General features: G+C 54.7%; 15 protein-coding genes and 4 pseudogenes. 15 read left to right on the top strand and 4 right to left on the bottom strand.

Going from position 1 to position 21,565, the window contains the following annotated elements; translation table 11 throughout:
• Positions 1 to 7: 7 nt before the first annotated feature.
• The 6 genes and pseudogenes from fliN (at position 8) to O1V66_RS17700 (ending at position 5,398) form a co-directional block, all read left to right on the top strand.
• A pseudogene (fliN, locus tag O1V66_RS17675) lies at positions 8 to 377 on the top strand (flagellar motor switch protein FliN).
• A complete protein-coding gene (fliP, locus tag O1V66_RS17680) occupies positions 374 to 1,132 on the top strand; it encodes a flagellar type III secretion system pore protein FliP (RefSeq protein ID WP_045048824.1) in 759 nt (252 codons plus the stop codon). Before fliN ends, fliP begins: the two are co-directional and overlap by 4 nt.
• Positions 1,133 to 1,134: 2 nt before the next feature.
• A complete protein-coding gene (gene fliQ / locus O1V66_RS17685; RefSeq protein ID WP_045048823.1) occupies positions 1,135 to 1,407 on the top strand; it encodes a flagellar biosynthesis protein FliQ in 273 nt (90 codons plus the stop codon).
• Between the two features lie 3 nt (positions 1,408 to 1,410).
• Positions 1,411 to 2,199 (top strand): flagellar biosynthetic protein FliR, encoded by a 789-nt coding sequence (locus O1V66_RS17690; protein ID WP_045048822.1) that lies wholly within the window; start codon positions 1,411 to 1,413, stop codon positions 2,197 to 2,199.
• Positions 2,186 to 3,318: pseudogene (gene flhB / locus O1V66_RS17695) on the top strand (flagellar type III secretion system protein FlhB). Before O1V66_RS17690 ends, flhB begins: the two are co-directional and overlap by 14 nt.
• Position 3,319: 1 nt before the next feature.
• Positions 3,320 to 5,398 carry a flagellar biosynthesis protein FlhA gene (locus tag O1V66_RS17700; RefSeq protein ID WP_414058402.1) on the top strand — a complete coding sequence of 693 codons (2,079 nt, stop codon included), beginning with the start codon at positions 3,320 to 3,322 and terminating at the stop codon, positions 5,396 to 5,398.
• A 57-nt stretch (positions 5,399 to 5,455) separates the two neighbouring features.
• Here the strand turns inward: O1V66_RS17700 and O1V66_RS17705 are convergent.
• Positions 5,456 to 6,794: pseudogene (locus tag O1V66_RS17705) on the bottom strand (MFS transporter).
• Positions 6,795 to 7,187: 393 nt separating this feature from the next.
• On the opposite strand from O1V66_RS17705, the gene glyQ reads away from it, so the two are divergent.
• The 5 genes and pseudogenes from glyQ to O1V66_RS17730 all read left to right on the top strand — a co-directional run bounded on the left by glyQ (position 7,188) and on the right by O1V66_RS17730 (position 13,517).
• The gene (gene glyQ, locus O1V66_RS17710; RefSeq protein WP_045048818.1) at positions 7,188 to 8,102 is read left to right on the top strand and encodes a glycine--tRNA ligase subunit alpha; all 915 of its coding nucleotides are present in this window, start codon (positions 7,188 to 7,190) and stop codon (positions 8,100 to 8,102) included.
• A gap of 9 nt (positions 8,103 to 8,111) precedes the next feature.
• Entirely contained in the window at positions 8,112 to 10,181 is a 2,070-nt protein-coding gene (glyS, locus tag O1V66_RS17715) for a glycine--tRNA ligase subunit beta (protein ID WP_045048817.1), read from the top strand.
• 105 nt (positions 10,182 to 10,286) lie between these two features.
• Complete coding sequence (locus tag O1V66_RS17720) at positions 10,287 to 11,477, top strand: trans-sulfuration enzyme family protein (protein WP_045048816.1); 1,191 nt, start codon at positions 10,287 to 10,289, stop codon at positions 11,475 to 11,477.
• A 320-nt stretch (positions 11,478 to 11,797) separates the two neighbouring features.
• The gene (locus tag O1V66_RS17725; protein WP_045048815.1) at positions 11,798 to 12,514 is read left to right on the top strand and encodes a DUF3053 domain-containing protein; all 717 of its coding nucleotides are present in this window, start codon (positions 11,798 to 11,800) and stop codon (positions 12,512 to 12,514) included.
• Between the two features lie 215 nt (positions 12,515 to 12,729).
• A pseudogene (locus O1V66_RS17730) lies at positions 12,730 to 13,517 on the top strand (DsbA family protein).
• Between the two features lie 58 nt (positions 13,518 to 13,575).
• Here the strand turns inward: O1V66_RS17730 and O1V66_RS17735 are convergent.
• From O1V66_RS17735 to O1V66_RS17745, 3 genes are all read right to left on the bottom strand, one after another.
• The gene (locus O1V66_RS17735; protein WP_045048813.1) at positions 13,576 to 13,938 is read right to left on the bottom strand and encodes a hypothetical protein; all 363 of its coding nucleotides are present in this window, start codon (positions 13,936 to 13,938) and stop codon (positions 13,576 to 13,578) included.
• A gap of 142 nt (positions 13,939 to 14,080) precedes the next feature.
• Positions 14,081 to 14,497, bottom strand: a complete 417-nt coding sequence (locus tag O1V66_RS17740) for a type 2 periplasmic-binding domain-containing protein (protein ID WP_269127941.1) — start codon at positions 14,495 to 14,497, stop codon at positions 14,081 to 14,083.
• 53 nt (positions 14,498 to 14,550) lie between these two features.
• Entirely contained in the window at positions 14,551 to 14,970 is a 420-nt protein-coding gene (locus tag O1V66_RS17745) for a LysR family transcriptional regulator (protein ID WP_269127942.1), read from the bottom strand.
• A 235-nt stretch (positions 14,971 to 15,205) separates the two neighbouring features.
• Here O1V66_RS17745 and O1V66_RS17750 point away from each other — a divergent pair, with 235 nt between their 5' ends.
• From O1V66_RS17750 to O1V66_RS17765, 4 genes are all read left to right on the top strand, one after another.
• Positions 15,206 to 16,699 (top strand): UbiD family decarboxylase, encoded by a 1,494-nt coding sequence (locus O1V66_RS17750; protein ID WP_045048811.1) that lies wholly within the window; start codon positions 15,206 to 15,208, stop codon positions 16,697 to 16,699.
• An 82-nt stretch (positions 16,700 to 16,781) separates the two neighbouring features.
• Positions 16,782 to 17,621, top strand: coding sequence for a sugar phosphate isomerase/epimerase family protein (locus O1V66_RS17755; RefSeq protein WP_045048810.1), 840 nt, complete (start codon positions 16,782 to 16,784; stop codon positions 17,619 to 17,621).
• Positions 17,622 to 17,653: 32 nt separating this feature from the next.
• Complete coding sequence (gene aroD, locus O1V66_RS17760; RefSeq protein WP_052673441.1) at positions 17,654 to 18,427, top strand: type I 3-dehydroquinate dehydratase; 774 nt, start codon at positions 17,654 to 17,656, stop codon at positions 18,425 to 18,427.
• A gap of 1,081 nt (positions 18,428 to 19,508) precedes the next feature.
• A complete protein-coding gene (locus tag O1V66_RS17765) occupies positions 19,509 to 21,434 on the top strand; it encodes a PTS mannitol transporter subunit IICBA (RefSeq protein ID WP_045048809.1) in 1,926 nt (641 codons plus the stop codon).
• Positions 21,435 to 21,565 lie beyond the last annotated feature (131 nt).

Genomic DNA, 21,565 nt, shown 5'->3' on the forward strand with positions numbered 1-21,565 from the left:
GGGTGAGATGGATTTTGAGCTGATTGCCAATGAAATCTCCGCCGCCGATACCGACCCTGATCCTGCTCGACGGCTTGACGATGTCTTGCTCGCCGAGCAGCAAAGGTTGAGCGCCACCAAGCGCAAGATGTCGCTGTTTAGCCGCATTCCCGTCACTCTGACGCTGGAAGTCGCCTCGGCCGAAATTACCCTCGCCGAGTTGATGTCGGTAGATAACGATTCGGTGATAGAACTCGACAAGCTGGCCGGCGATTCTCTGGATGTCAAAATCAACGGCATCCCAGCTCGGCAAGGCCGAAGTGGTGGTGGTTAACGACAAATACGGACTGCGACTCATCGAATTCAACAACAAAGACTTGGGTGAGCTGATCCTATGAAGCTTGTGCCGTGGCGCAGACCGCTGGCGCTCTTTTTGCTGTGCGCCGGATTGCTTGCCACCCCGCAGGTTTGGGCGCTCGGGGGCGACTTGACGTTATTTAGCACCACGGCGCACGGCGCAGGGCAGGATTACAACGTCAAAATCGAAATCCTGGTCCTCATGACCCTGCTGGGCCTGCTGCCCATCATGCTGCTGATGACGACCTGCTTCACCCGCTTCATCATTGTGCTGGCCATTCTTCGTCAGGCGCTCGGATTGCAGCAGAGTCCGCCGAACAAGATTCTGACCGGCATCGCGCTGGCGCTCACGCTGCTGGTGATGCGCCCGGTCTGGCTGCAAATCTACACTCAGGCGATTGTGCCTTTTCAGCATGACGACATCACCTTGCAGCAGGGGCTGGTCAACGCCGCCTCTCCGCTCAAACACTACATGCTGGCGCAGACCAGCAAAAAGGCGATGGACCAGATGATGCGCATCGCCAACGTTTCGGGCGAGGCGCAGGATCAGGATCTCGGCATCGTCACGCCTGCCTATGTGCTCAGCGAGCTGAAAACGGCCTTTCAGATTGGCTTTATGATTTATATCCCCTTTCTGGTCATTGATCTGATAGTCGCCAGCATTTTGATGGCGATGGGCATGATGATGCTGTCGCCGTTGATTGTGTCGCTGCCGTTCAAGCTGATGCTGTTCGTGCTTTGCGACGGCTGGACGCTGATCGTCGGCACGCTCACCTCCAGCGTGCAGGGGTTTTAATCATGATGGATCCCGGCGCGGCGGGCGATGTAGTGGCCGAAGGCATGCGGTTGGTGCTGGTGATTTCGGCGGTAGTGATAGTGCCGAGTCTGCTGGTCGGACTTTGCGTCAGCGTTTTTCAGGCGGTGACGCAAATCAATGAGCAGACGCTGAGCTTTCTGCCGAGACTGGTGGTAACGCTCGGCGTGCTGATAGTCAGCGGCAAATGGATCATCATGCAGCTGACCGATTTCACTCTCTCTATCTTTACCCATGCCGCAACGCTGGTGGGGTAGGCGATGCCGACGCTTGCTCTCGATACGCTGATTTCACCGCTGTTTGCGCTCTGGCTGCCGTTTGTGCGCATCCTGTCGTTTCTGCATTTCTGCCCGATTCTCGACCATCGCGGTTTTTCGCGCAAAATGAAAATCGGCACCGCGTTGCTGCTGGCGATGTTGATAACGCCGATGCTGCACGGGTTGCCGCAGCCCGCTGCGCTGCTGTCCATGCAGACCTTGATACTGATGGGCGAGCAGATCCTGTGGGGGCTGGTATTCGGCATGATGTTGCAGATGGTGTTTGTGGCGCTGCAAACCGGCGGGCATATTTTATCGATGAACATGGGCCTCAGCATGGCGGTCATGAATGATCCTGCCAACGGCGAATCGACGACCGTCATTTCGCAGATTATTTTCGTGTTCAGCGGATTGCTGTTTTTCTCGATGGACTGCCATCTGCTGTTCGTTACCCTGCTTTATAAGGGTTTTACCTACTGGCCGATGGGTCAGGCGATTAACACGTCGTCCCTGCGTAATCTTGTGCTGAGTCTCGGATGGATTATGTCGGCTGCGACCCTCATGGCGCTGCCTACCACTTTTATCATGCTCACCGTGCAGGGCACCTTTGGTCTGCTTAACCGCATCTCGCCGTCGCTGAATCTCTTCTCGCTGGGGTTTCCCATCGCCATGCTTTTCGGCTTGCTGTGTCTGGTGCTGCTTATCGCCCACGTGCCGGAGCATTATTTAAATCTGACCAATGACGTGCTGACTCAACTGGATGCACTGCGGGGGAGTGATGTCGTCAACTAACGGAGACAAAAGCGAAAAACCGACCGCCGGTAAGCTTAACAAGGCGCGTAGGAAAGGCGATATTCCCCGCGCCAAAGACGTGACGATGGCCGCCGGACTGATTGCGTCGTTTTTTACCCTCGCGGCGTTTTTCCCGTACTACAAATCCCTTGTTCAGGAGTCGTTCATTGCGGTCGGCAATATGGCCGGGCTGCAAAATGACAACGGTGCGATAGGGGAATTCATGAAGCATAACCTGCTCATTCTGTTCAAATTTATCGCCACCCTGCTGCCTATTCCGGCGGTGGGCATTCTGGCTTCGCTTATCCCGGGCGGCTGGATCTTCTCGCTGGAAAAGTTAAAGCCGGATCTCAAAAAAATTAATCCTGTCAGCGGATTTGCGCGGCTTTTTCGGGAAGTCACGTCATGGACATCATCAAGATGCTGGGAAAATGTGCTGTCCTGCTCGGCCTTCTGTATGCCGCTACCGTCAAAACCACATTCGATTTCATGCAGTTGCAGTCGATGGAATTGCCGCAGGCGGTGGTGCGCGGCTTTGCCCTTTACCGGGGCGTGATGCTCGAGATGCTGGTGAGCATTGCGCTGTTCGCCTTTATCGATATTCCGCTCAGCAAATTCATGTTCACCAAAAAAATGAAGATGAGTAAGCACGAGGTTAAAGAGGAACACAAAAGCAATGACGGTAATCCGCAAATCAAGGCCAGAATCCGGCAACTTCAGCGGCAGTTCGCGCTGGGACAGATAGCCAAGACCGTTCCGCAGGCCGATGTCATTATCACCAACCCGACCCATTACGCGGTTGCCCTGAAATACGATCCGAACCGCGCATTGGCTCCTTATATTCTGGCGAAGGGGCAGGATGACATCGCGCGTTATATTCGCGAAGTCGCGCAGGGGAACAACGTCGAAATCGTCGAATTTCCGCCGCTCGCCCGCGCCATTTACTACACCACCAACGTCAATCAGCAGATCCCGACCCAGCTTTATCGGGCAATGGCGCATGTCTTGTCCTATGTGCTGCAAATAAAGTCCTGGCGCTCGGGTCAGGCAGAAAAACCCGCCCTCAACAAATCGATAGACATTCCGTCGGAGACGCTTAACCCGCATGGCAGAATATAATATGAAAAATCTGGTCAGGATCCTGAAAAATAGCCACGTGGGCGTGCCGATATTGCTGTTGAGCATTCTGGCGATGGTCATTCTGCCGCTCTCGCCGGTGGTGCTGGATATTCTTTTTACCTTCAATATCGTGTTGTCAGTGCTGGTATTGCTGGTCAGCGTCAACAGTAAGCGTCCACTCGACTTCGCCCTTTTCCCGACCATTTTGCTGATAACCACGTTAATGCGGCTGACGTTGAATGTGGCCTCGACCCGCGTGGTGTTGCTGCATGGTCATGAAGGTGTCGGCGCGGCCGGACGGGTCATCGAAGCCTTTGGTCAGGTGGTGATCGGCGGCAATTTCGTCGTGGGTTTTGTCGTCTTCGTGATTTTGATGATCATCAATTTTGTGGTGGTGACCAAAGGCGCTGAGCGTATATCTGAAGTGTCGGCGCGCTTTACGCTGGATGCCTTGCCCGGCAAGCAGATGGCCATCGACGCCGATATGAATGCCGGGTTGATCAATCAGGAGCAGGCAAGACTGCGCCGCAAAGAGGTCAGCAGCGAAGCAGACTTTTATGGCGCCATGGACGGGGCATCCAAATTCATTCGCGGCGATGCGGTCGCGGGGATCATGATTCTGTTAATCAACGTGATTGGCGGGATCTGTATCGGCATCTTCAAATACGACCTCAGCGCCGGACAGGCCTTTCAGCAGTATGTGCTATTAACCATCGGTGACGGCCTGGTGGCGCAAATACCGTCGCTATTGCTGGCGACGGCGGCGGCAATTATTGTCACCCGCGTCAGCGACGGCGGAGACATGTCGGATGAAATAAAGCACCAGCTCCTCGCGAAACCGGCGGTGCTTTATACCGCTGCCTTCGTGATGTTCGTGCTGGCGATTGTGCCGGGCATGCCGCATCTGGTCTTTCTCTGCTTTACCGCGTTATTGACCTTTGCGGCCTGGCGGCAGACAAATAAAATCCGCCATGCGCAGCCCGACGAAGATATCGACGTGCTGAGCCGGTCGATAACGCCCGAGAATATGCCGTCGGTAGACTGGAGTTCCATTCCTTGCGTCGAGCCGATTGGCCTCAATCTGGGCTATAAACTGGTCACGCTGCTTGATTCGCAGCAGGGCAGCCCATTAACGCAACGTATCAAAGGCGTGCGGCAGGTTATTTCGGAAACCTGCGGCATTTTATTACCCGAAATTCGTATCCGCGAAAATTTCCGCCTGAAACCGGCGCAGTATTCCATCTATATCAATGCGGTGAGAATTGCCGTGGGTGAAGTGCATGCCGACCGGCTCATGGCTATTCCGACGCCCGAACTTTATGGCGAAATCGACGGCATTGTCGATATCGACCCGTCATACGGGCTGGCGGTGACCTGGATTACGCAAGACAACAAGGGCAAAGCGCTGGGATTGGGGTATCAGGTTGTGGACTGCGCCAGCGTGGTCGCCACGCACGTCAACAAAGTGGCGCGACAAAAGCTGGCCGAATTGTTCAACTACGACGATATCACCCATCTCAATCGTCGATTGTCCCAGCTTTCGCCGAAATTGGCCGAAGATCTCAACGCCAGTCTGAATTTTAGTCAGCTGCTGCGCGTGTATCGACAGTTACTGCTGGAGCAGGTATCGCTGAAAGATATCGTTACCGTTGCCTCTACCTTGCTTGACACCTCGGCGACGACCAAGGACCCGTTCTTGCTGGTCGCCGACGTTCGTTACGCGCTGCGTCATGCGATTGTGAATGCCATCAACGGCGAGAAAAGCTCGCTTGCGGTGTATACGCTTGCGGATGCGCTGGAAAATATCCTCCTGGCGGCGCTGAATCAGTCGCAGCAGGCGGCTAAAATCGCGCTCGACAGTTTCGCTGTCGATCCTCACCTGCTGACGCAACTGCAAATCAATATGCCGCTGATTTACACGCAGATGAAAGCGCTTGGAAAAACGCCCGTTCTCCTGGTGACGCCGCAGTTGCGCCCTTTGCTGTCGCGTTATGCCAGCCTGTTTGCGGCGGGGCTGAACGTGCTTTCGTACAATGAGGTGCCGGACACCACCACGCTCAGCGTTATCGGCAACCTCTAACTTCCCTTGCTGTTCCGGCAGGGCGATAAATCCGCCATCGTCCTGCCGGGCCGAGGATTATTTCTCGGCAAGCGCCACCTGACCCGCAGGCGCCGTCGCCGCCGTTTGCATCCGTTTTTCGGGTTGAAGCAGCATCATGCACAGCATCGAGCAAAATGACACGGCCGCCGTGGCGGTAAACATCGCGCCATAACCCTGATATTGCGCCAGATAACCGCTCAGCGTCGGGGCCAGTATCGAGGCGATATTGGCAATCGCCAGCGTCATGCCGCTGTAGGTGCCAACCGAGGCTTTCGGAGAAACATCGATAACCACCGACCAGTAAACATTGTTCACCAGCGCATTCAGCGCATTGCCGAGCGTCATCAGCAGGATGATTTGCGCCGCCGAATGCGCGTAGGGAATCAGCACAAAGCAGGTGGCGGTCAGCAGCAGCGTGACCGCAGCAAACACGTTGCGCGCGACACGCAGATTACCGGTCTTACGCAGCAGGCCGTCGGCAATTTTACCGCCGAGCAGCACGGTGAAGCAGGCGCCGGTCCACGGGATCATCGCGACATACCACAGGGAATGCAGGTCGTAATGGAAGGTGTCCTGCAAATATTTCGGGCTCCAGGTCACCAGCACGAAGGTGACATAAAGGAAGGAGAAATACCCCAGAGCATTCAGCACCAATGTCCGATGGGTAAAGAAGCGCCACCACGGCTGCGGGGTGCCGGTTTCCTCTTTCGGCGCGTCTTCGCCAATTTTGGCGAGTTCTGCCGGACCCACTTTGGGATGCATGGCCGGAGTGTCGGTAAAGGCGCGGGCAAAGATGCCGATAGCCAGCAAGGAGACAACGCCCAGCACGATAAACATGGTGCGCCAGTCGTGCGTCAGCAGCAGCAGGCCGACCGCGAGAGGCGCAGTCAGCATCGCGCCGACCTGCGTGCTCAGCAGTCCTATCCCCAACGAGAAACCCCGCTCCTTACGCGGCGCCCAATGGGCGATGGTTTTATTCATCAGCGCATAGGCCGGCCCTTCCGAGAAACCGAACAGAATGCGCAGCGCCGCAAAGCCCATGATGGCGGAACCGCCAAACAGCGCGACGCCGACGTCACCCGCCCAGGCGGTGGCGATTTCCAGTATCGACCACAGTCCGCCTGCCATCAGCCAGACTTTGCGAGTCCCGATCCTATCGGCGAGCACGCCGCCGCAAAGGGAGCCGAACCAGGTAGCCAAAGCCGAAGTAGCCGAGCACGGCCCCGAGTTGAACCTTGCTGAAATTGAACTCTGCGGCGATGTCGTTGGCCGCAAAGGAGAGCGCACCGCGATCGATGTAGTTAATCAACGCGATAAAAAAGACCATCGCAAAAATGCGGTAGCGGTAGTTTTCCTGAATGTGGGCGGTAGACATAGGCGAGCTTCCTGATCGTGGATATTATCAGGAAGCTAGCAATCTTGATGCCAGTCTGCGAAGAACGCCGCAAAACGGGGTCGGGAAGGCGGCAAAGACGGGAAAATGCGCCACCGACAGGCAGATGCGCCAACGCCGTGCGCCGTCATGTAGCAAAACCGCCCCTAAACGCGGCTTTTGCAAATGACAGATATCCCAACTGATAGCTGATTATCTTCCGTTCAGCGGGTATACTGTCTGACTCTTTAATACTCGTCATACTTCAAGTTGCAGAGGCGTTGACTGCCCCGGTCACTGAGTTATCCAGTCTCTCTGGGATTCACGAGCTTGCCGCCTTGCCGAAACTCGAATTATTTTGGGTATACACTCACTTGTCTCGCGTGCGAAACCAACATGCAAAAGTTTGATACCAAGACCTTTCAGGGCCTGATCCTGACGCTTCAGGATTACTGGGCACAACAGGGCTGTACAATCGTTCAGCCATTGGATATGGAAGTCGGCGCGGGAACTTCCCACCCGATGACCAGCCTGCGCGCGCTGGGGCCGGAGCCGTTTGCTGCCGCCTACGTGCAGCCTTCGCGTCGTCCGACCGACGGTCGCTACGGCGAAAACCCCAACCGCCTGCAGCACTATTATCAGTTCCAGGTAATGATCAAACCGTCGCCGGACAACATTCAGGAGCTGTACCTCGGCTCGCTGAAAGAGCTGGGCCTGGATCCTACCGTTCACGATATCCGCTTCGTTGAAGATAACTGGGAAAACCCGACGCTGGGTGCCTGGGGTCTCGGCTGGGAAGTGTGGCTAAACGGCATGGAAGTTACCCAGTTCACCTATTTCCAGCAGGTGGGCGGCCTTGAGTGCAAGCCGGTTACCGGCGAAATTACCTACGGTCTCGAGCGTCTGGCGATGTACATCCAGGGCGTCGACAGCGTTTATGACCTGGTGTGGAGCGACGGTCCGCTGGGTAAAACGACCTACGGCGACGTGTTCCACCAGAACGAAGTGGAGCAATCCACCTATAACTTCGAATACGCCGACGTCGAATTCCTGTTCCACAGTTTTGAACAGCACGAGAAAGAAGCGCAAAAGCTGCTGGCACTCGACAACCCGCTGGCACTGCCTGCCTACGAGCGTATTTTGAAAGCGGCGCACTGCTTTAACCTGCTGGACGCGCGTAAAGCTATCTCCGTGACCGAACGTCAGCGCTATATTCTGCGCATCCGCACCCTGACCAAAGGGGTAGCCGAGGCCTATTACGCTTCCCGCGAGGCGCTGGGCTTCCCGATGTGCAAAAAGAACGAGAAGTGAGAAACAGTGATGACTGAAAAAACATTTCTGGTGGAAATCGGCACGGAAGAGCTGCCACCAAAGGCGCTGCGTAGCCTTGCCGAATCTTTTGCCGCCAATCTGACCGCCGAACTGGATGCAGCCAATCTGGCGCACGGTGCGGTGGAGTGGTTTGCCGCGCCGCGTCGTCTGGCGGTGAAAATTGCCGGCCTCAGCGCGGCTCAGGCCGATCGCGAAGTCGAAAAACGCGGTCCGGCCATTGCCCAGGCGTTTGACGCCGAAGGCAAGGCGACCAAGGCGGCCGAAGGCTGGGCGCGCGGATGCGGCATTACCGTCGATCAGGCCGAGCGCCTGACCAGCGATAAAGGCGAATGGCTGGTGTATCGCGCCCATGTCAAAGGCGAAAGCGCGCAGGCGCTGCTGCCGACCATGATTGCGACTTCCCTGCAAAAGCTGCCGATTCCAAAACTGATGCGCTGGGGCGATTCCGACGTGCAGTTTGTGCGTCCGGTGCATACCGTAACCCTTTTGCTGGGCGACGAACTGATCCCGGGCACGATCCTCGGCATCGATTCTGCGCGTACCGTTCGCGGCCACCGTTTCATGGGCGAGCCGGAACTGACGCTGGACAACGCCGATCAGTATCCGCAGATCCTGCTTGAGCGCGGCAAGGTCATTGCCGACTACGAACAGCGTAAAGCCGTTATCAGGCAGAATGCCGAGAAAGCGGCGGCCGAAATTGGCGGTGTCGCCGATCTTGGCGAAAGCCTGCTGGAAGAGGTCACCTCGCTGGTCGAATGGCCGGTCGTGCTGACTGCCAAGTTCGAAGAAAAATTCCTGGCAGTACCGGCGGAAGCGCTGGTGTACACCATGAAGGGCGACCAGAAGTATTTCCCGGTGTACGACGCCGCGGGCAAGCTGCTGCCTCACTTTATCTTCGTCGCCAACGTCGAGTCGAAAGATCCGCAGCAGATAATCTCCGGTAACGAGAAGGTCGTGCGTCCGCGTCTGGCCGATGCCGAATTCTTCTTCAATACCGATCGCAAGAAACGTCTTGAAGATAACCTGCCGCGCCTCGAAACCGTGCTGTTCCAGAAGCAATTGGGAACGCTGCGTGACAAGACCGACCGCATTCAGGCGCTGTCTGGCTGGGTTGCCGATAAAATCGGTGCCGACGTCGAGAATGCCAAACGCGCGGGGCTGCTGTCCAAGTGTGACCTGATGACCAACATGGTCTTCGAATTCACCGACACGCAGGGCGTGATGGGCATGCACTATGCGCGTCATGACGGCGAAGCCGAAGAAGTTGCGGTTGCGTTGAACGAACAGTATCAACCGCGCTTTGCAGGTGACCAGCTGCCTGAGTCTCAGGTTGCCTGTGCGCTGGCAATTGCCGACAAAATGGATACGCTGGCCGGTATTTTCGGCATCGGACAACATCCGAAGGGCGATAAAGACCCGTTTGCACTGCGTCGTGCGGCGCTGGGCGTGCTGCGCATCATCGTCGAGAAAAACCTGCCGCTGGATCTGCAAACCCTGACCGAAGAAGCGGTGCGTTTGTACGGCGACAAGCTGACCAACGCGAACGTCGTCGATGACGTGGTTGATTTCATGCTCGGTCGTTTCCGCGCCTGGTATCAGGAAGAAGGTCACGCGGTTGACACCATTCAGGCCGTGCTGGCGCGTCGTCCGACCAAACCGGCCGACTTCGATGCCCGCGTCAAGGCAGTCAGTCACTTCCGTACGCTGGAAGCGGCGGCTACGCTGGCTGCGGCCAACAAGCGCGTGTCGAACATTCTGGCCAAGTCGACCGAAGCCCTGTACGACCAGGTTCACGCCTCCGTGCTGAAAGAGCCGTCCGAAGTGAAACTGGCGACCCATGTGGTGGTGCTGCGTGACAAGCTGGAACCGCTGTTTGCCGCCGGTCAGTATCAGGAAGCGCTGGTGGAACTGGCCGCGCTGCGCGAGCCGGTCGATGCCTTCTTCGATGGCGTTATGGTCATGGCGGAAGACGAAGCGGTGCGCATCAACCGTCTGACGCTGCTGAGCAAGCTGCGCGAGCTGTTCCTGCAAGTCGCGGATATTTCCGTCCTGCAGTAATCTCTCCAGGATAATAAAACCGGTTCCGGCCTCGCGCCCGAGCCGGTTTTTTTTGCCTGCTACCCTTAAGGGAGATGAAATAAAAAGAATAAACAGGACACTTCCATGAAAAAACCAGGTAATCACTCCGCGCTCGGCATGCGGACACTCGCCGTTCACGGCGGTCATCGGCCCGACACGCAAAGCGGCGCAATTTCTCCTCCTATCGTTGCAACCTCTTCCTTCTCCTACGGCGATTTCGACAGCGGTGCGCGACGTTTTAGCGGCGAAGATCCGGGCTATATGTACAGCCGTTTCGGCAATCCCACCGTCACGGCGTTTGAAGAAAGAATGGCGGTGCTCGAAGCAGCCGAAACGGCCGTAGCCTGCGCGAGCGGCATGGCGGCGGTGAGTGCCACGCTGTTTGCGCTGCTGAAAAGCGGCGACGAAGTTATCCACATTGGCGCGTTGTACGGCGGCACGGAAGGCGTTATCCGCAATCTGTTGCCACGCTACGGCATTAAACCGGTGTTCGTTGCCTCGCTCGATGCACTAAAAGACGCCTTTACCGCCCATACCAAAATGGTGTTTGTCGAAACGCCTGCCAATCCGGTAATGGGTATCGTGTCTTTACAGGAGGTCGCGCGGTTGTCACGCGAAGCGGGTGCCGTCAGCGTGGTCGACAACACCTTCGCGACGCCTTACCTCACTCAGCCTTTAACGCTGGGTATCGATGTCGTGCTGCATTCGGCAACCAAATATATCAGCGGACACGGCGATGCTACCGGCGGTGTGGTTGCCGGAAGGCGCGAAGTGATCGACCCTATCCGTACACTGTGCCTCAAGCAGTTTGGCGGCTGCCTCAGTCCGTTCGAGGCGGCGCTGATGACGCGCGGGCTTAAAACCCTGCCGCTGCGGGTTGAAGCCTGCTCGCATAGCGCACAGAAGATTGCCGATTACCTCAGCGACCATCCGGCGATTGCCAACGTCTATTATCCGGGGCTGAAAACGCACGCCGGTCACGCGATAGCCCGTGAGCAAATGAGGCTGTTTGGCGGCATCATGGCGGTGGAACTCAAGGGCGGCAAAGATGCGGCGCGCCATTTCCTCGACCATTTGACGCTGGTCACGCAGGCCGTTTCACTGGGCGATACCGACTCGCTGGCCTGTCACCCTGCGACCACGACCCACAGCGCCGTGGCGGAGAAAATTCGCCTCGAAAGCGGCATTACGGACGGTCTGGTGCGAATTAGTATTGGTATCGAAGACACCGAGGATCTCATTGCTGATTTTAAACAAGCACTTGCAGATTTATAGAACAGTTTTGGGCGGCTTTTTAGTCAAAATAGCGTGATTTCGCGATCGGTTTTTCCCTTTTTGATCCGCGAAATTTCAAAAAAATAAATCGATCGCCTACGGCGATAACACGCAGCGGGCAAGGTTGCCCGCTGCCGGAAAACCCTTTTTTCTCCGAAGGTGAAGAACATCACGATTTTTATCTTTTGACAGCAGGAAAGGGTTCCGCGAAATTTGGCGCATTCTCTTTGCTGTATCCTAAGCACACAGGATGTTTTATTCTACTAAGCTACTCTCAGGGTAATAGCACCTAATAAGAATATTGAATCAGGAGTCAGGACATGGCTGTAGGGATCAGGAGCAGGACATTCGCGCGCTGGCTGGCGCCTGTAGTGGCATTACTGGTAGTTTTCCAACTGACGGGCTGTGGCGACAAAGAGCCGGATCAACGGAAAGCCTTCATCGACTATCTGCAAAATACCGTAATGCGCAGCGGGCAGAATCTGCCGACGCTGAGCGAAGATCAAAAACAGAAATTCGGCAATTACGCCAATGATTACACCATCATTCTGACCTTCTCGCGTCAGCTTAAACAATCCGTCGACAACAGCCTGGCACCTGCCGTGAATACCATTGCGCAGATCCGCGTTCCGCAGGATTACCTGCAGCAGAAAGGCGCGCTCGAGCAGGCGGCCGGTACGCTGACCACCCTTTCGCAGCAGATTCAGACGGCCAAGGCCACCGCCGATACGGCACAGGCCGCGCTCAAGCAGCCCGACGATCTCAAGGCCGTATATAACCGCGTTTACGCCCAGGACGTGACGCAGCCTGCCAATGCGCTGATTCCGGTGGTTCCGGCGCTCGCAAGCTTTACGCAGGATATTATCGGCGTGGGTGATTTCCTCGGCCAGCAGGGCACTCAGGTCGGTTTCGCCAACGGTGGCGTCCAGTTTCCGACCCAGCAGCAGGTCACCCAATACAACGCGATGATGACCGGTCTGCTCGGCAAGCAGCAGGCGATGGTCGATGCGCAGAAAATCATTGCCGGCAATTTTTAATAATCCCCCGAGTAATGGGTAATTAATTGAAAATCGGGTGATTTAAATCAAAAAACCACGTCATCGGGCGTGGTTTTTTTTCAGTAGAATGGCAGGATTAATAAAAGCTCACAATTTAGAGATGCACGCAGAGGGCGTAATACATTAGTTTTTATGTCACTCGACTGTTTTAAATTTGTGAAAATGTAGCCTCATACTCAAAGGAAGTGTTTTTTATGAAACGTCACATGATGACTTTGCTGGCCGCGCTGATTGCCGCTCCGGGTCTGGCCTCTGCCGCAGACAGCAGCGCCACCTTTACTGACGCCCAGCAGCAGGCAATCGGCAAGATTGCTTCCGACTATATCGTCGCTCACCCTGAAGTGCTGGTGCAGGCGAGTCAGAAACTGCAGGCGCAGCAACAGCAGCAACAGGCATCCGAGGCGCTGAACGCCGTGCTGGCCAATGCTCCGGCGCTGCTCCAGGACAAAGACACCCCTTCCTACGGCCCGAAAGACGCGAAAGTGGCGTTTGTCGAATTCTTCGATTATCAGTGCATGTACTGTAGCCGCATGGCGCCGCTGGTCGAGCAGACCGTGAAAGCCAACCCGAACGTGCGTTTCATCTTCAAGGAATGGCCAATCTTTGGCGATCGCTGGAAAGCCTCGATAACCGCGGCGGAAACCGGTTTGTCTATCTGGAAACAGAAGGGCGCGCAGGCTTACCTGGATTACCACAATGCCATTTATGCAACCGGCCACGACGAAGGCAAGCTGACCGACGCCGACATTTCCAGTGCGGTCGAGAAGGTGCACGGTGCCTTGCCAAGTGATGCGCATCGTCAGGAAACGCACGCCGCGCTGTCTAAAAATGATGATTTGGCGAAATCGCTGGGCTTCCAGGAACGCCAGGTTTCATCGTAATGCCGGTGAGCGGAGCGAATGCGGGTAATACCACTGTGTTGCCGGGTGCCGTGTCTGCTCAGGATTTGCAGGCCGCCATCAACAAGGCACAGGGCAAATAAGCGTCATATCACGCCATGCAGAGCCCGTCCGGGCTCTGCATTCCTCACCTCGAAGACTTTACTGGTTGGTTTTATCGGCTGCGCCGGTTGCCATCGTTTTTGTGCAGTTTGTGAGGCTTTCACCGGCAAAGGTTTTTTGCTGGGTGCTCAAAGACTGATAGCGCTGCGCCGAAGCTTTCGCCAGATCTTCGTCAAATTTTACCGGGTCGACAGAGTAAGAGCTGTTTTGATTGCTGATAACGGCCTGGATTCGTTTGATTAATTCGCCATCGTCGACCGGTGTGTTGCCCAGCTGGGCGACGGCCGCACAGGTCGCTGCGTCATAATCCGGTTGATGGGCGGGTGTACGATTAAACCACCAGACAGCCAGTCCAATGATAACGACGATAATGATCACGGTTGAAGGCATTGCTTTTTTCATCACAGAGACTCTTTTTAAAAATGGAGTTTATGGGTGAACTCGTTATTTACTTTCATTTAACATTATAGACGTTATCTGCCGACACATATGTTTACCGGAATAATCATTTATATTCATTTCAAAGGGCTTGTTAGTCCCTGTATTAATATTTTTTCTGCTGATAATGTAACAGTATATTCATGAGTGTCTGTTGCTGCGGCGTAGCCGCTAATTTCACAAAGGTGGGGAAATAGATATTTGGCGCAGGATAAATATCGACAATATGGCAGGCTTCCGTGATATGTGGCGGCACTTCGGACATCGGCATCATCGACGCCGCCGCAATACCCGAGGCTATCAACTCGCACACCATTCGCGGTTCGTTGGCAGAGATGATAACGTTGGGCCGAACGCCCAGCCTTAACAGCTGATTGTGGATGAAATCGAATGTTCCTTCGCCATTGATTCTCTTGATTAAGATAAGCGGCAGTTGCCCGAGTTCCGCCAGCAGAATCTGGTCTTTCGGCGGCGTCGGCAGCAGTTTTTTCGAGATAACCGCGACCGCCTTCACCGGCTGCATACTGACGCATTCATAGCTTCCGGCAGCATCGGGTTGCTGGAATAGCCCGATATCTATACGTTTTTTTCAAGCATGGTCTCAAGCGTGCTTGAGTCGGCCACAACTGTTTCGATTTTCGCCCCTTCCAGCTGCTGATAAATTTCTGCCACCAGCGGACTGAAATAACGTTGGAAAAGGTAGGAAATGCCGATCCTTACTACGGTTTTTCTGTTAGTGGCGACGAGCAGGGCTTCGCTGCGGGCCTCTTCCACGTTGCGTAAAATGTCCGTCGCGCGCAGATAGAACACCATGCCCGCTTCAGTGGTCGCAATGCCGGTGCCGTTGCGTGATACCAGCGCCGTACCAATCTCGTCTTCCAGCTCCTGAAGCCGTTTGCTCAACGGCGGCTGGGAGATATTGAGCAGACGAGCCGCCTTGCTGATTGACCCCTGTTCGACAATAACGCAAAAATAGCGCAATCGTTTTAAATCCATACAAAACCTTTATTCCTGTTATTGTCTATAATTGAAGGTTGCCTGTAAATAATGATAATGACGACCGCTAAATTAGCGAACGCATGCCTCAAGCATTATTAATCCAACATACTACCTTTATGGTATAGGTCGCCATCGTTAAAGAGTATTCCCCCTTAAATAGATTTATTACTAGGCTTAACCTTTCATAAAAAATATATGACGCCGAGTAACCTCTCCTTTTAAGGACGAAACCATGATTAAATCCTCACTTGAAAAAGGGTCAGTGTATGACCTGCGCTCTGCCCTTGCGCTTCTTGAACGCTACCCTGACGAACTCATCACAACCGATGTCGAAGCCGATCCCAGCGCCGAGATCTCGGGTGTTTATCGTTACATTGGTGCGCGCGGCACGGTAATGCGCCCGACAAAGCTTGGACCGGCCATGATCTTCAACAAGGTCAAAGGGTTTCGCGATGTTCGCGTACTGATTGGTCTGCTGGCTTCCCGTCAACGCGTGGCGCGCCTGCTGGGTGCGCCGGTCGACAAGCTGGGTTTTCTGCTGAAAGACTCCGTGAACAATCCGATTCCGCCCGTGGTGATTTCAGCCGACAAAGCCGTGTGCCAGGAGGTGGTGCACCGCGCAACGGACAAGGATTTCGATATTCGCACGCTGCTTCCTGCGCCGACCAATACCGAAGAAGATGCCGGTCCGTATTTCACTATGGGAATGTGTTACGCCTCGGATCCGGACACCGGTGAATCCGACGTCACCATTCACCGTCTCTGCGTGCAAAGCGCCGACGAGATTTCGATGTATTTCGTGCCGGGCCGTCATCTGGACCAGTTCCGCATGAAAGCCGAAGCCAAAGGTGAAGCGCTGCCGATTTCTATCAGTATCGGCGTCGATCCGGCGATAGAAATCGGTGCCTGTTTCGAGCCGCCGACCACGCCGCTGGGTTTCGATGAGCTTCAGGTGGCCGGAAGCCTGCGCGACCAGGCCGTTGAGCTGGTTGACTGCGTGTCGGTCAGGGCGCGGGCGATTGCCAATGCCGAAATCGTTATCGAAGGTGAACTCATCCCCAATTATCGCGTGCGCGAAGACCAGAACACCCACACGGGTAAAGCGATGCCCGAATTTCCGGGTTATACCGGCGAGGCCAAGCAGGAAGTGCCGGTCATCAAGGTAAAAGCCGTGACGCACCGCAGAAATCCTATTCTGCAAACGGTGATCGGGCCGAGCGAAGAACACGTCAACATGGCCGGGATCCCGACCGAGGCCAGCATTTTGCAGATGGTCGACAAGGCAATGCCCGGCCGCCTGCTCAACGTCTATGCCCATCCCTCCGGCGGCGGTAAATATCTGGCGGTCATGCAGTTCAAGAAGGCGTCGCTGAACGACGAAGGGCGACAGCGTCAGGCTGCGCTGCTGGCGTTTGCCGCCTTCGGCGAATTGAAACACGTCATTCTGGTTGATGAAGACGTCGATATTTTCGATACCGATGATGTGCTGTGGGCGATGCAGACGCGCTATCAGGGCGATGTCAGCACCGTGTTTATTCCGGGCGTACGCTGTCATCCGCTCGACCCGTCGCAAACGCCGGATTTCAATCCGCTGCTGCAAGACACTGGTATTTCGTGCAAAACCATTTTCGATTGCACGGTGCCTTTCAAACTCAAGGAGCATTTCACGCGTTCGCAGTTCAAGGAGGTCGACGTGAAGCGCTTTGTGCCTGATTACCAACCCTGACAGACACGTGGCGGGCGGGCGTTTTTTGACCTCCTCCGCAGGCACTCGTCTATGGTTAACTATTATCACCGGGAGAACGTTAATGAAAAAATCAGCCAATAAACTCTTTATCAATACCGTATGTTTAAGCGGCTCCACGCAAGAAAAGCTGCGCGCCGCCCACGCCGCCGGATTTGACCAGGTTGAACTCTGGCGTCAGGACGTCGAGGCAACCGACGGCGATTGCGCGGGAATCAAGGATTTACTGCAAACCCTGCCGATTGCGCTGACTGACTATCAGGTTTTGCTGGACTTCGATGGCGCGCCCGACAGCCTGCGCGAAGAAAAACGTCAGGAAGCCATCCAGATGCTGGATACGGCGGTCAAGCTTGGCGCAACAACCGTGTTGACACCTGCCTGCACGCACAAGGCGTGTGTCAAAGAGCGCGTCGAAGAAGATATGCGCTGGCTGGTGCAGCAGGCGGCTCGGCGCGGACTGCGAATTGCCTATGAAGGCATGGCCTGGAGCACGGCCGTCAACAACACCGCCGAGGCGTGGCAACTGGTTAAGCGCATCGATGCGCCCAACCTCGGACTGGTCGTCGATGCGTTTCATATCTTCGTGCGCCAGCGCACGGTGAAAGATCTCGACGGCATCCCGATGGAAAAAATCTTTCTGGTGCAGTTATCCGATCTGGCCGAAACGCCGTCCGCCGATCATCTGGTCGATACGGCACGACACAGTCGTCTGCTGCCGGGCGAAGGGACATTCCCGCTGGATACATTGATAACGCATCTGGAAGAGCAGGGTTACACCGGGCCGATTGGATTGGAAGTATTCAACGATACGCTTAAAAAGCAGGACGCCACCGAGGTTGCCCGCAAAGCCATGCAGGCGCTCAAAGCCGTCTGTTACCGCGACGAACCTCAGTATTCGCTGTAAGCCGTCCATTTTCATGAATAAGGAGGGAATCCATGATTGAGACATTGCATGTCAAAGGCATCACTATCGGCGAGGGTCGACCCAAGCTTATCGTACCGATTTCCGAAAGCCTGCAATCGAAGGTGTTGGACAAGGCCCGCGAACTGTCTGCCGTCAACGAGGTGGATGTGGTCGAACTGCGTCTCGATCCGCTGGACAGCGTGGCAGACACGTCGGCCATCGCCCGTCTGAGCCGTCAGGTGTATGACATCGTTGGGCGAAAAGCGCTGCTGGTGACTTTTCGCACCAAGCCCGAGGGCGGTAAGAAAGACATTGCAGATGCCGATTATTGCGCGCTGTATCAGGAAATTCTGACCCACGGCAAACTGGACTTGCTTGATATCGAGATGTTCCGCAATGAAGTGCTGGTGCACAAATTGGTGGCGCATGCGCATGAGATTGGCGTGGGCATTGTGATGTCGAGCCATGATTTCGAAAAGACGCCGCCACAGGAAGAGATGATTCGACGCCTGCGTTTACAGCAGGAGAAAGGCGCGGACGTGCTCAAGATAGCCGCGTCGCCGAAAGATGCGGGCGATGTGCTGACATTGATGAACGCGACTTGGGAAATGTACAGCAAGTACGCCCGCAAGCCGCTGCTGACGATGGCGATGGGCGGAACCGGCGTGGTATCGCGCCTGTCGGGAGAGTTAACGGGTTCCGCAATGGCGTTTGGCATGGTCGGCAAGTCTTCTGCGCCGGGTCAGATTGATGCCCAGGATCTGCACCGCGTCTTGGATATCATTCATCAGGCCGGCGCATCCTGATTTAAGAAACGACGACCTTTATATTTATCCAGTATTCAGAAAATTATTTCTAATTAATTAACGGTAAAAAAAGCCCCTTATTCTCGGCGAGATAAGGGGATGCCAACGTGGCCAACACCAGGGAATCGAATAATCTTTCACTGTGCTTAAGTATAGGGTGTATTTTTATGTGAGCCAATTATCATGCCGGTTAATTAGGTGGAGTTGAACATTAATAAATAAAGTTTTGATATATTCCTCGCGAGTTATCCTCGCCCGCCAAATAGCTTTTTTATTCCAAGAATGATATTTAATGCCAAGTTAATGATTTTGATTATAATAAGAACGAGCGTAATAGACATCATTCCGATTTCTCCTTTTATCCTTTATATCATCTGTAAGTTTAAAAAAATATTACGATGTAAATCCGAGAGTATTGATAGATTCTAAATAATAATGATTTAGCTGCTTTTTATTCACTAGGGCAATCAATATAGGCATGTTACCTGTCCTTAGGTATAGGTTATATAAGAACGGCGAATTTCGGTTATAGACGATTCGTCCTCCACGCGGGTAAATCCTCAGTTAAGTTAAGGGTATTCTAACTAAGCAGGCCACGCTGGCATGCCCGTGCTGAAAGCCTCTTCGGCTCTGCAATGCAGCGTAATTTTCTTTCAGGCTGACTTGTTAAATTCTGGTTAATTCCTTCATCTTTAAAAAACGATGCTTTTTCAAGCGTAATTTCAGACGCATAGCGAAAATAATTTGTGATCATCATCACGCTTTAGTGATAAAGATCGCCCGCAAAAAAGTGACATTGATCACAATTATTTCACCTTTCTGACGCCTTTTAGCGCAATGTGCTTAAGTTACAGGACTTTTATGTGATGGATATCACTAAAAGTAGAGGGGAGAGGGGGTAAAGCAGTGATCGCAATCACGTGTCCGGCCCTGTCTACGCGCGGTCATAACGACGTGCTAGAGTTCGCCTTGCAGACAGCAATTCGACGGGATCCCGCAGTTGTGGGTATTGATACCGTCCCAATAATTATCACGTATAACGCGCTCTTATTGTTAGCGCGTATCAATAGGGGTGTGTTTTATGTTTTCACCAGACGTAAAGGTTAAGGTTCAAAACTTTGGCCGCTTCCTGAGTAACATGGTAATGCCTAATATTGGGGCATTTATCGCCTGGGGTATCATCACCGCGCTGTTCATCCCGACTGGCTGGATCCCGAATGCCACGCTCGCCAAACTCGTCGGCCCGATGATCACCTACCTGCTGCCCTTGCTGATAGGTTTCACCGGGGGTCGTCTGGTCGGTGGCGATCGCGGCGGCGTGGTCGGTGCCATCACAACCATGGGCGTGATCGTCGGTGCCGATATGCCGATGTTCCTCGGCGCCATGATTGCCGGTCCGCTGGGCGGCTGGTGCATCAAGCACTTCGACCGCTGGGTAGACGGTAAAATCAAAAGCGGCTTCGAGATGCTGGTCAACAACTTCTCTGCCGGTATCATCGGCATGCTGCTGGCTATCCTCTCTTTCCTGGCTATCGGTCCGCTGGTTGAAGCCCTGTCCAAGGTGCTGGCGGCAGGCGTGCACATTATGGTTATCCATAACCTGTTGCCGCTGGCCTCTATCTTTGTCGAACCGGCGAAGATCCTGTTCCTGAACAACGCCATCAACCACGGCATCTTCTCGCCGCTGGGTATTCAGCAGGCCAACGAAGTGGGTAAATCCATCTTCTTCCTGATTGAAGCCAACCCGGGTCCGGGGATGGGTGTGCTGATTGCCTATATGGTGTTTGGTCGCGGTAGCGCCAAGCAGTCTGCGGGCGGTGCGGCCATCATTCACTTCCTTGGCGGTATTCACGAAATCTATTTCCCTTACGTGCTGATGAACCCGCGCCTGCTGCTGGCGGTTATTCTTGGCGGTATGACCGGCGTGTTCACGCTGACGCTTCTGAACGGCGGCCTGGTGTCTCCGGCTTCTCCGGGGTCTATCATCGCCGTGCTGGCCATGACACCTAAAGGCACCTACTTCGCCAACATCGCGGCTATCGTGGCGGCCTTCCTGGTGTCGTTCGTGGTTTCTTCCATCCTGCTGAAAAGCTCCAAGGTGCGTGAAGGCGATGAGCTGGAAGAAGCGACCCGTCGCGTGCAGGACATGAAAGCGCAGTCCAAGGGCGGCAAACCTGTTGCAGGCGCGGCAGCGACCGGTGTAGCGGGCGACCTGTCTACCGTGCGCAAGATCATCGTTGCCTGTGACGCCGGTATGGGGTCGAGTGCGATGGGCGCGGGCGTGCTGCGCAAGAAAGTGCAGGATGCCAAGCTGAGCAATATTTCCGTCACCAACATGGCTATCAACAACCTGCCGGACGACGTCGATCTGGTCATTACCCACCGTGATCTGACCGAACGCGCCATGCGCCAGGTGCCGCACGCGCAGCATATTTCACTGACCAACTTCCTCGACAGCGGCCTGTATACCGACCTGGTAACCCGTCTGGCCGAGGTGAACAAAACCAGCGAATACAAGGAAAAGGTCAACACGACCCTGAGCGACAGCGTGGTGGCAGATGCCGACAACAGCAACCTGTTCCGCATGAGCCCTGAAAATATCTTCCTGAACCTGACGGCAGCCAATAAAGAACAGGCTATCCGCTTTGCCGGTGAGCAGTTGGTGAAAGGCGGTTACGTGCAGGCAGAATACGTCGAGGCCATGCTGGCGCGCGAGCAGCTGACGTCAACTTATCTGGGTGAGTCAATTGCCGTGCCGCACGGCACCATCGAAGCGAAAGATCGGGTGCTGAAAACCGGTATCGTGTTCTGCCAGTATCCGGCGGGCATTCGCTGGGGCGATGACGAAGACGACTCTGCCCGTCTGGTTATCGGTATTGCGGCGCGTAATAACGAGCACATCAACGTGATAACCAAGCTGACCACCGCGCTCGACGAAGAGGGCGTTATCGATCGTCTGGCAACGACACACAGTGTGGAAGAAGTGTTGCAGATCATTCGCGGCTAACGGCAATTGTTCGATAATCTTCGGGTTATCGAATGCCACCATTCGAGAACGTCACTAACCGGGTCTGTCATTATCCACCAAGGGATAGCAGACCCGGTTGTTGATTCGAAGCCCAGAGCTTCCTGGTTCTT

Source organism: Rouxiella chamberiensis, from assembly GCF_026967475.1.
In the GTDB taxonomy this organism is placed as follows: domain Bacteria; phylum Pseudomonadota; class Gammaproteobacteria; order Enterobacterales; family Enterobacteriaceae; genus Rouxiella; species Rouxiella chamberiensis.

Excerpts from the sequence above, each read along its gene's own strand:
- fliP (WP_045048824.1), top strand. The coding sequence starts at position 374 with ATGAAGCTTGTGCCGTGGCGCAGACCGCTGGCGCTCTTTTTGCTGTGC.
- fliQ (WP_045048823.1), top strand. The coding sequence starts at position 1,135 with ATGATGGATCCCGGCGCGGCGGGCGATGTAGTGGCCGAAGGCATGCGG.
- O1V66_RS17690 (WP_045048822.1), top strand. The coding sequence starts at position 1,411 with ATGCCGACGCTTGCTCTCGATACGCTGATTTCACCGCTGTTTGCGCTC.
- O1V66_RS17700 (WP_414058402.1), top strand. The coding sequence starts at position 3,320 with ATGAAAAATCTGGTCAGGATCCTGAAAAATAGCCACGTGGGCGTGCCG.
- glyQ (WP_045048818.1), top strand. The coding sequence starts at position 7,188 with ATGCAAAAGTTTGATACCAAGACCTTTCAGGGCCTGATCCTGACGCTT.
- glyS (WP_045048817.1), top strand. The coding sequence starts at position 8,112 with ATGACTGAAAAAACATTTCTGGTGGAAATCGGCACGGAAGAGCTGCCA.
- O1V66_RS17720 (WP_045048816.1), top strand. The coding sequence starts at position 10,287 with ATGAAAAAACCAGGTAATCACTCCGCGCTCGGCATGCGGACACTCGCC.
- O1V66_RS17725 (WP_045048815.1), top strand. The coding sequence starts at position 11,798 with ATGGCTGTAGGGATCAGGAGCAGGACATTCGCGCGCTGGCTGGCGCCT.
- O1V66_RS17735 (WP_045048813.1), bottom strand. The coding sequence starts at position 13,938 with ATGAAAAAAGCAATGCCTTCAACCGTGATCATTATCGTCGTTATCATT.
- O1V66_RS17740 (WP_269127941.1), bottom strand. The coding sequence starts at position 14,497 with ATGCAGCCGGTGAAGGCGGTCGCGGTTATCTCGAAAAAACTGCTGCCG.
- O1V66_RS17745 (WP_269127942.1), bottom strand. The coding sequence starts at position 14,970 with ATGGATTTAAAACGATTGCGCTATTTTTGCGTTATTGTCGAACAGGGG.
- O1V66_RS17750 (WP_045048811.1), top strand. The coding sequence starts at position 15,206 with ATGATTAAATCCTCACTTGAAAAAGGGTCAGTGTATGACCTGCGCTCT.
- O1V66_RS17755 (WP_045048810.1), top strand. The coding sequence starts at position 16,782 with ATGAAAAAATCAGCCAATAAACTCTTTATCAATACCGTATGTTTAAGC.
- aroD (WP_052673441.1), top strand. The coding sequence starts at position 17,654 with ATGATTGAGACATTGCATGTCAAAGGCATCACTATCGGCGAGGGTCGA.
- O1V66_RS17765 (WP_045048809.1), top strand. The coding sequence starts at position 19,509 with ATGTTTTCACCAGACGTAAAGGTTAAGGTTCAAAACTTTGGCCGCTTC.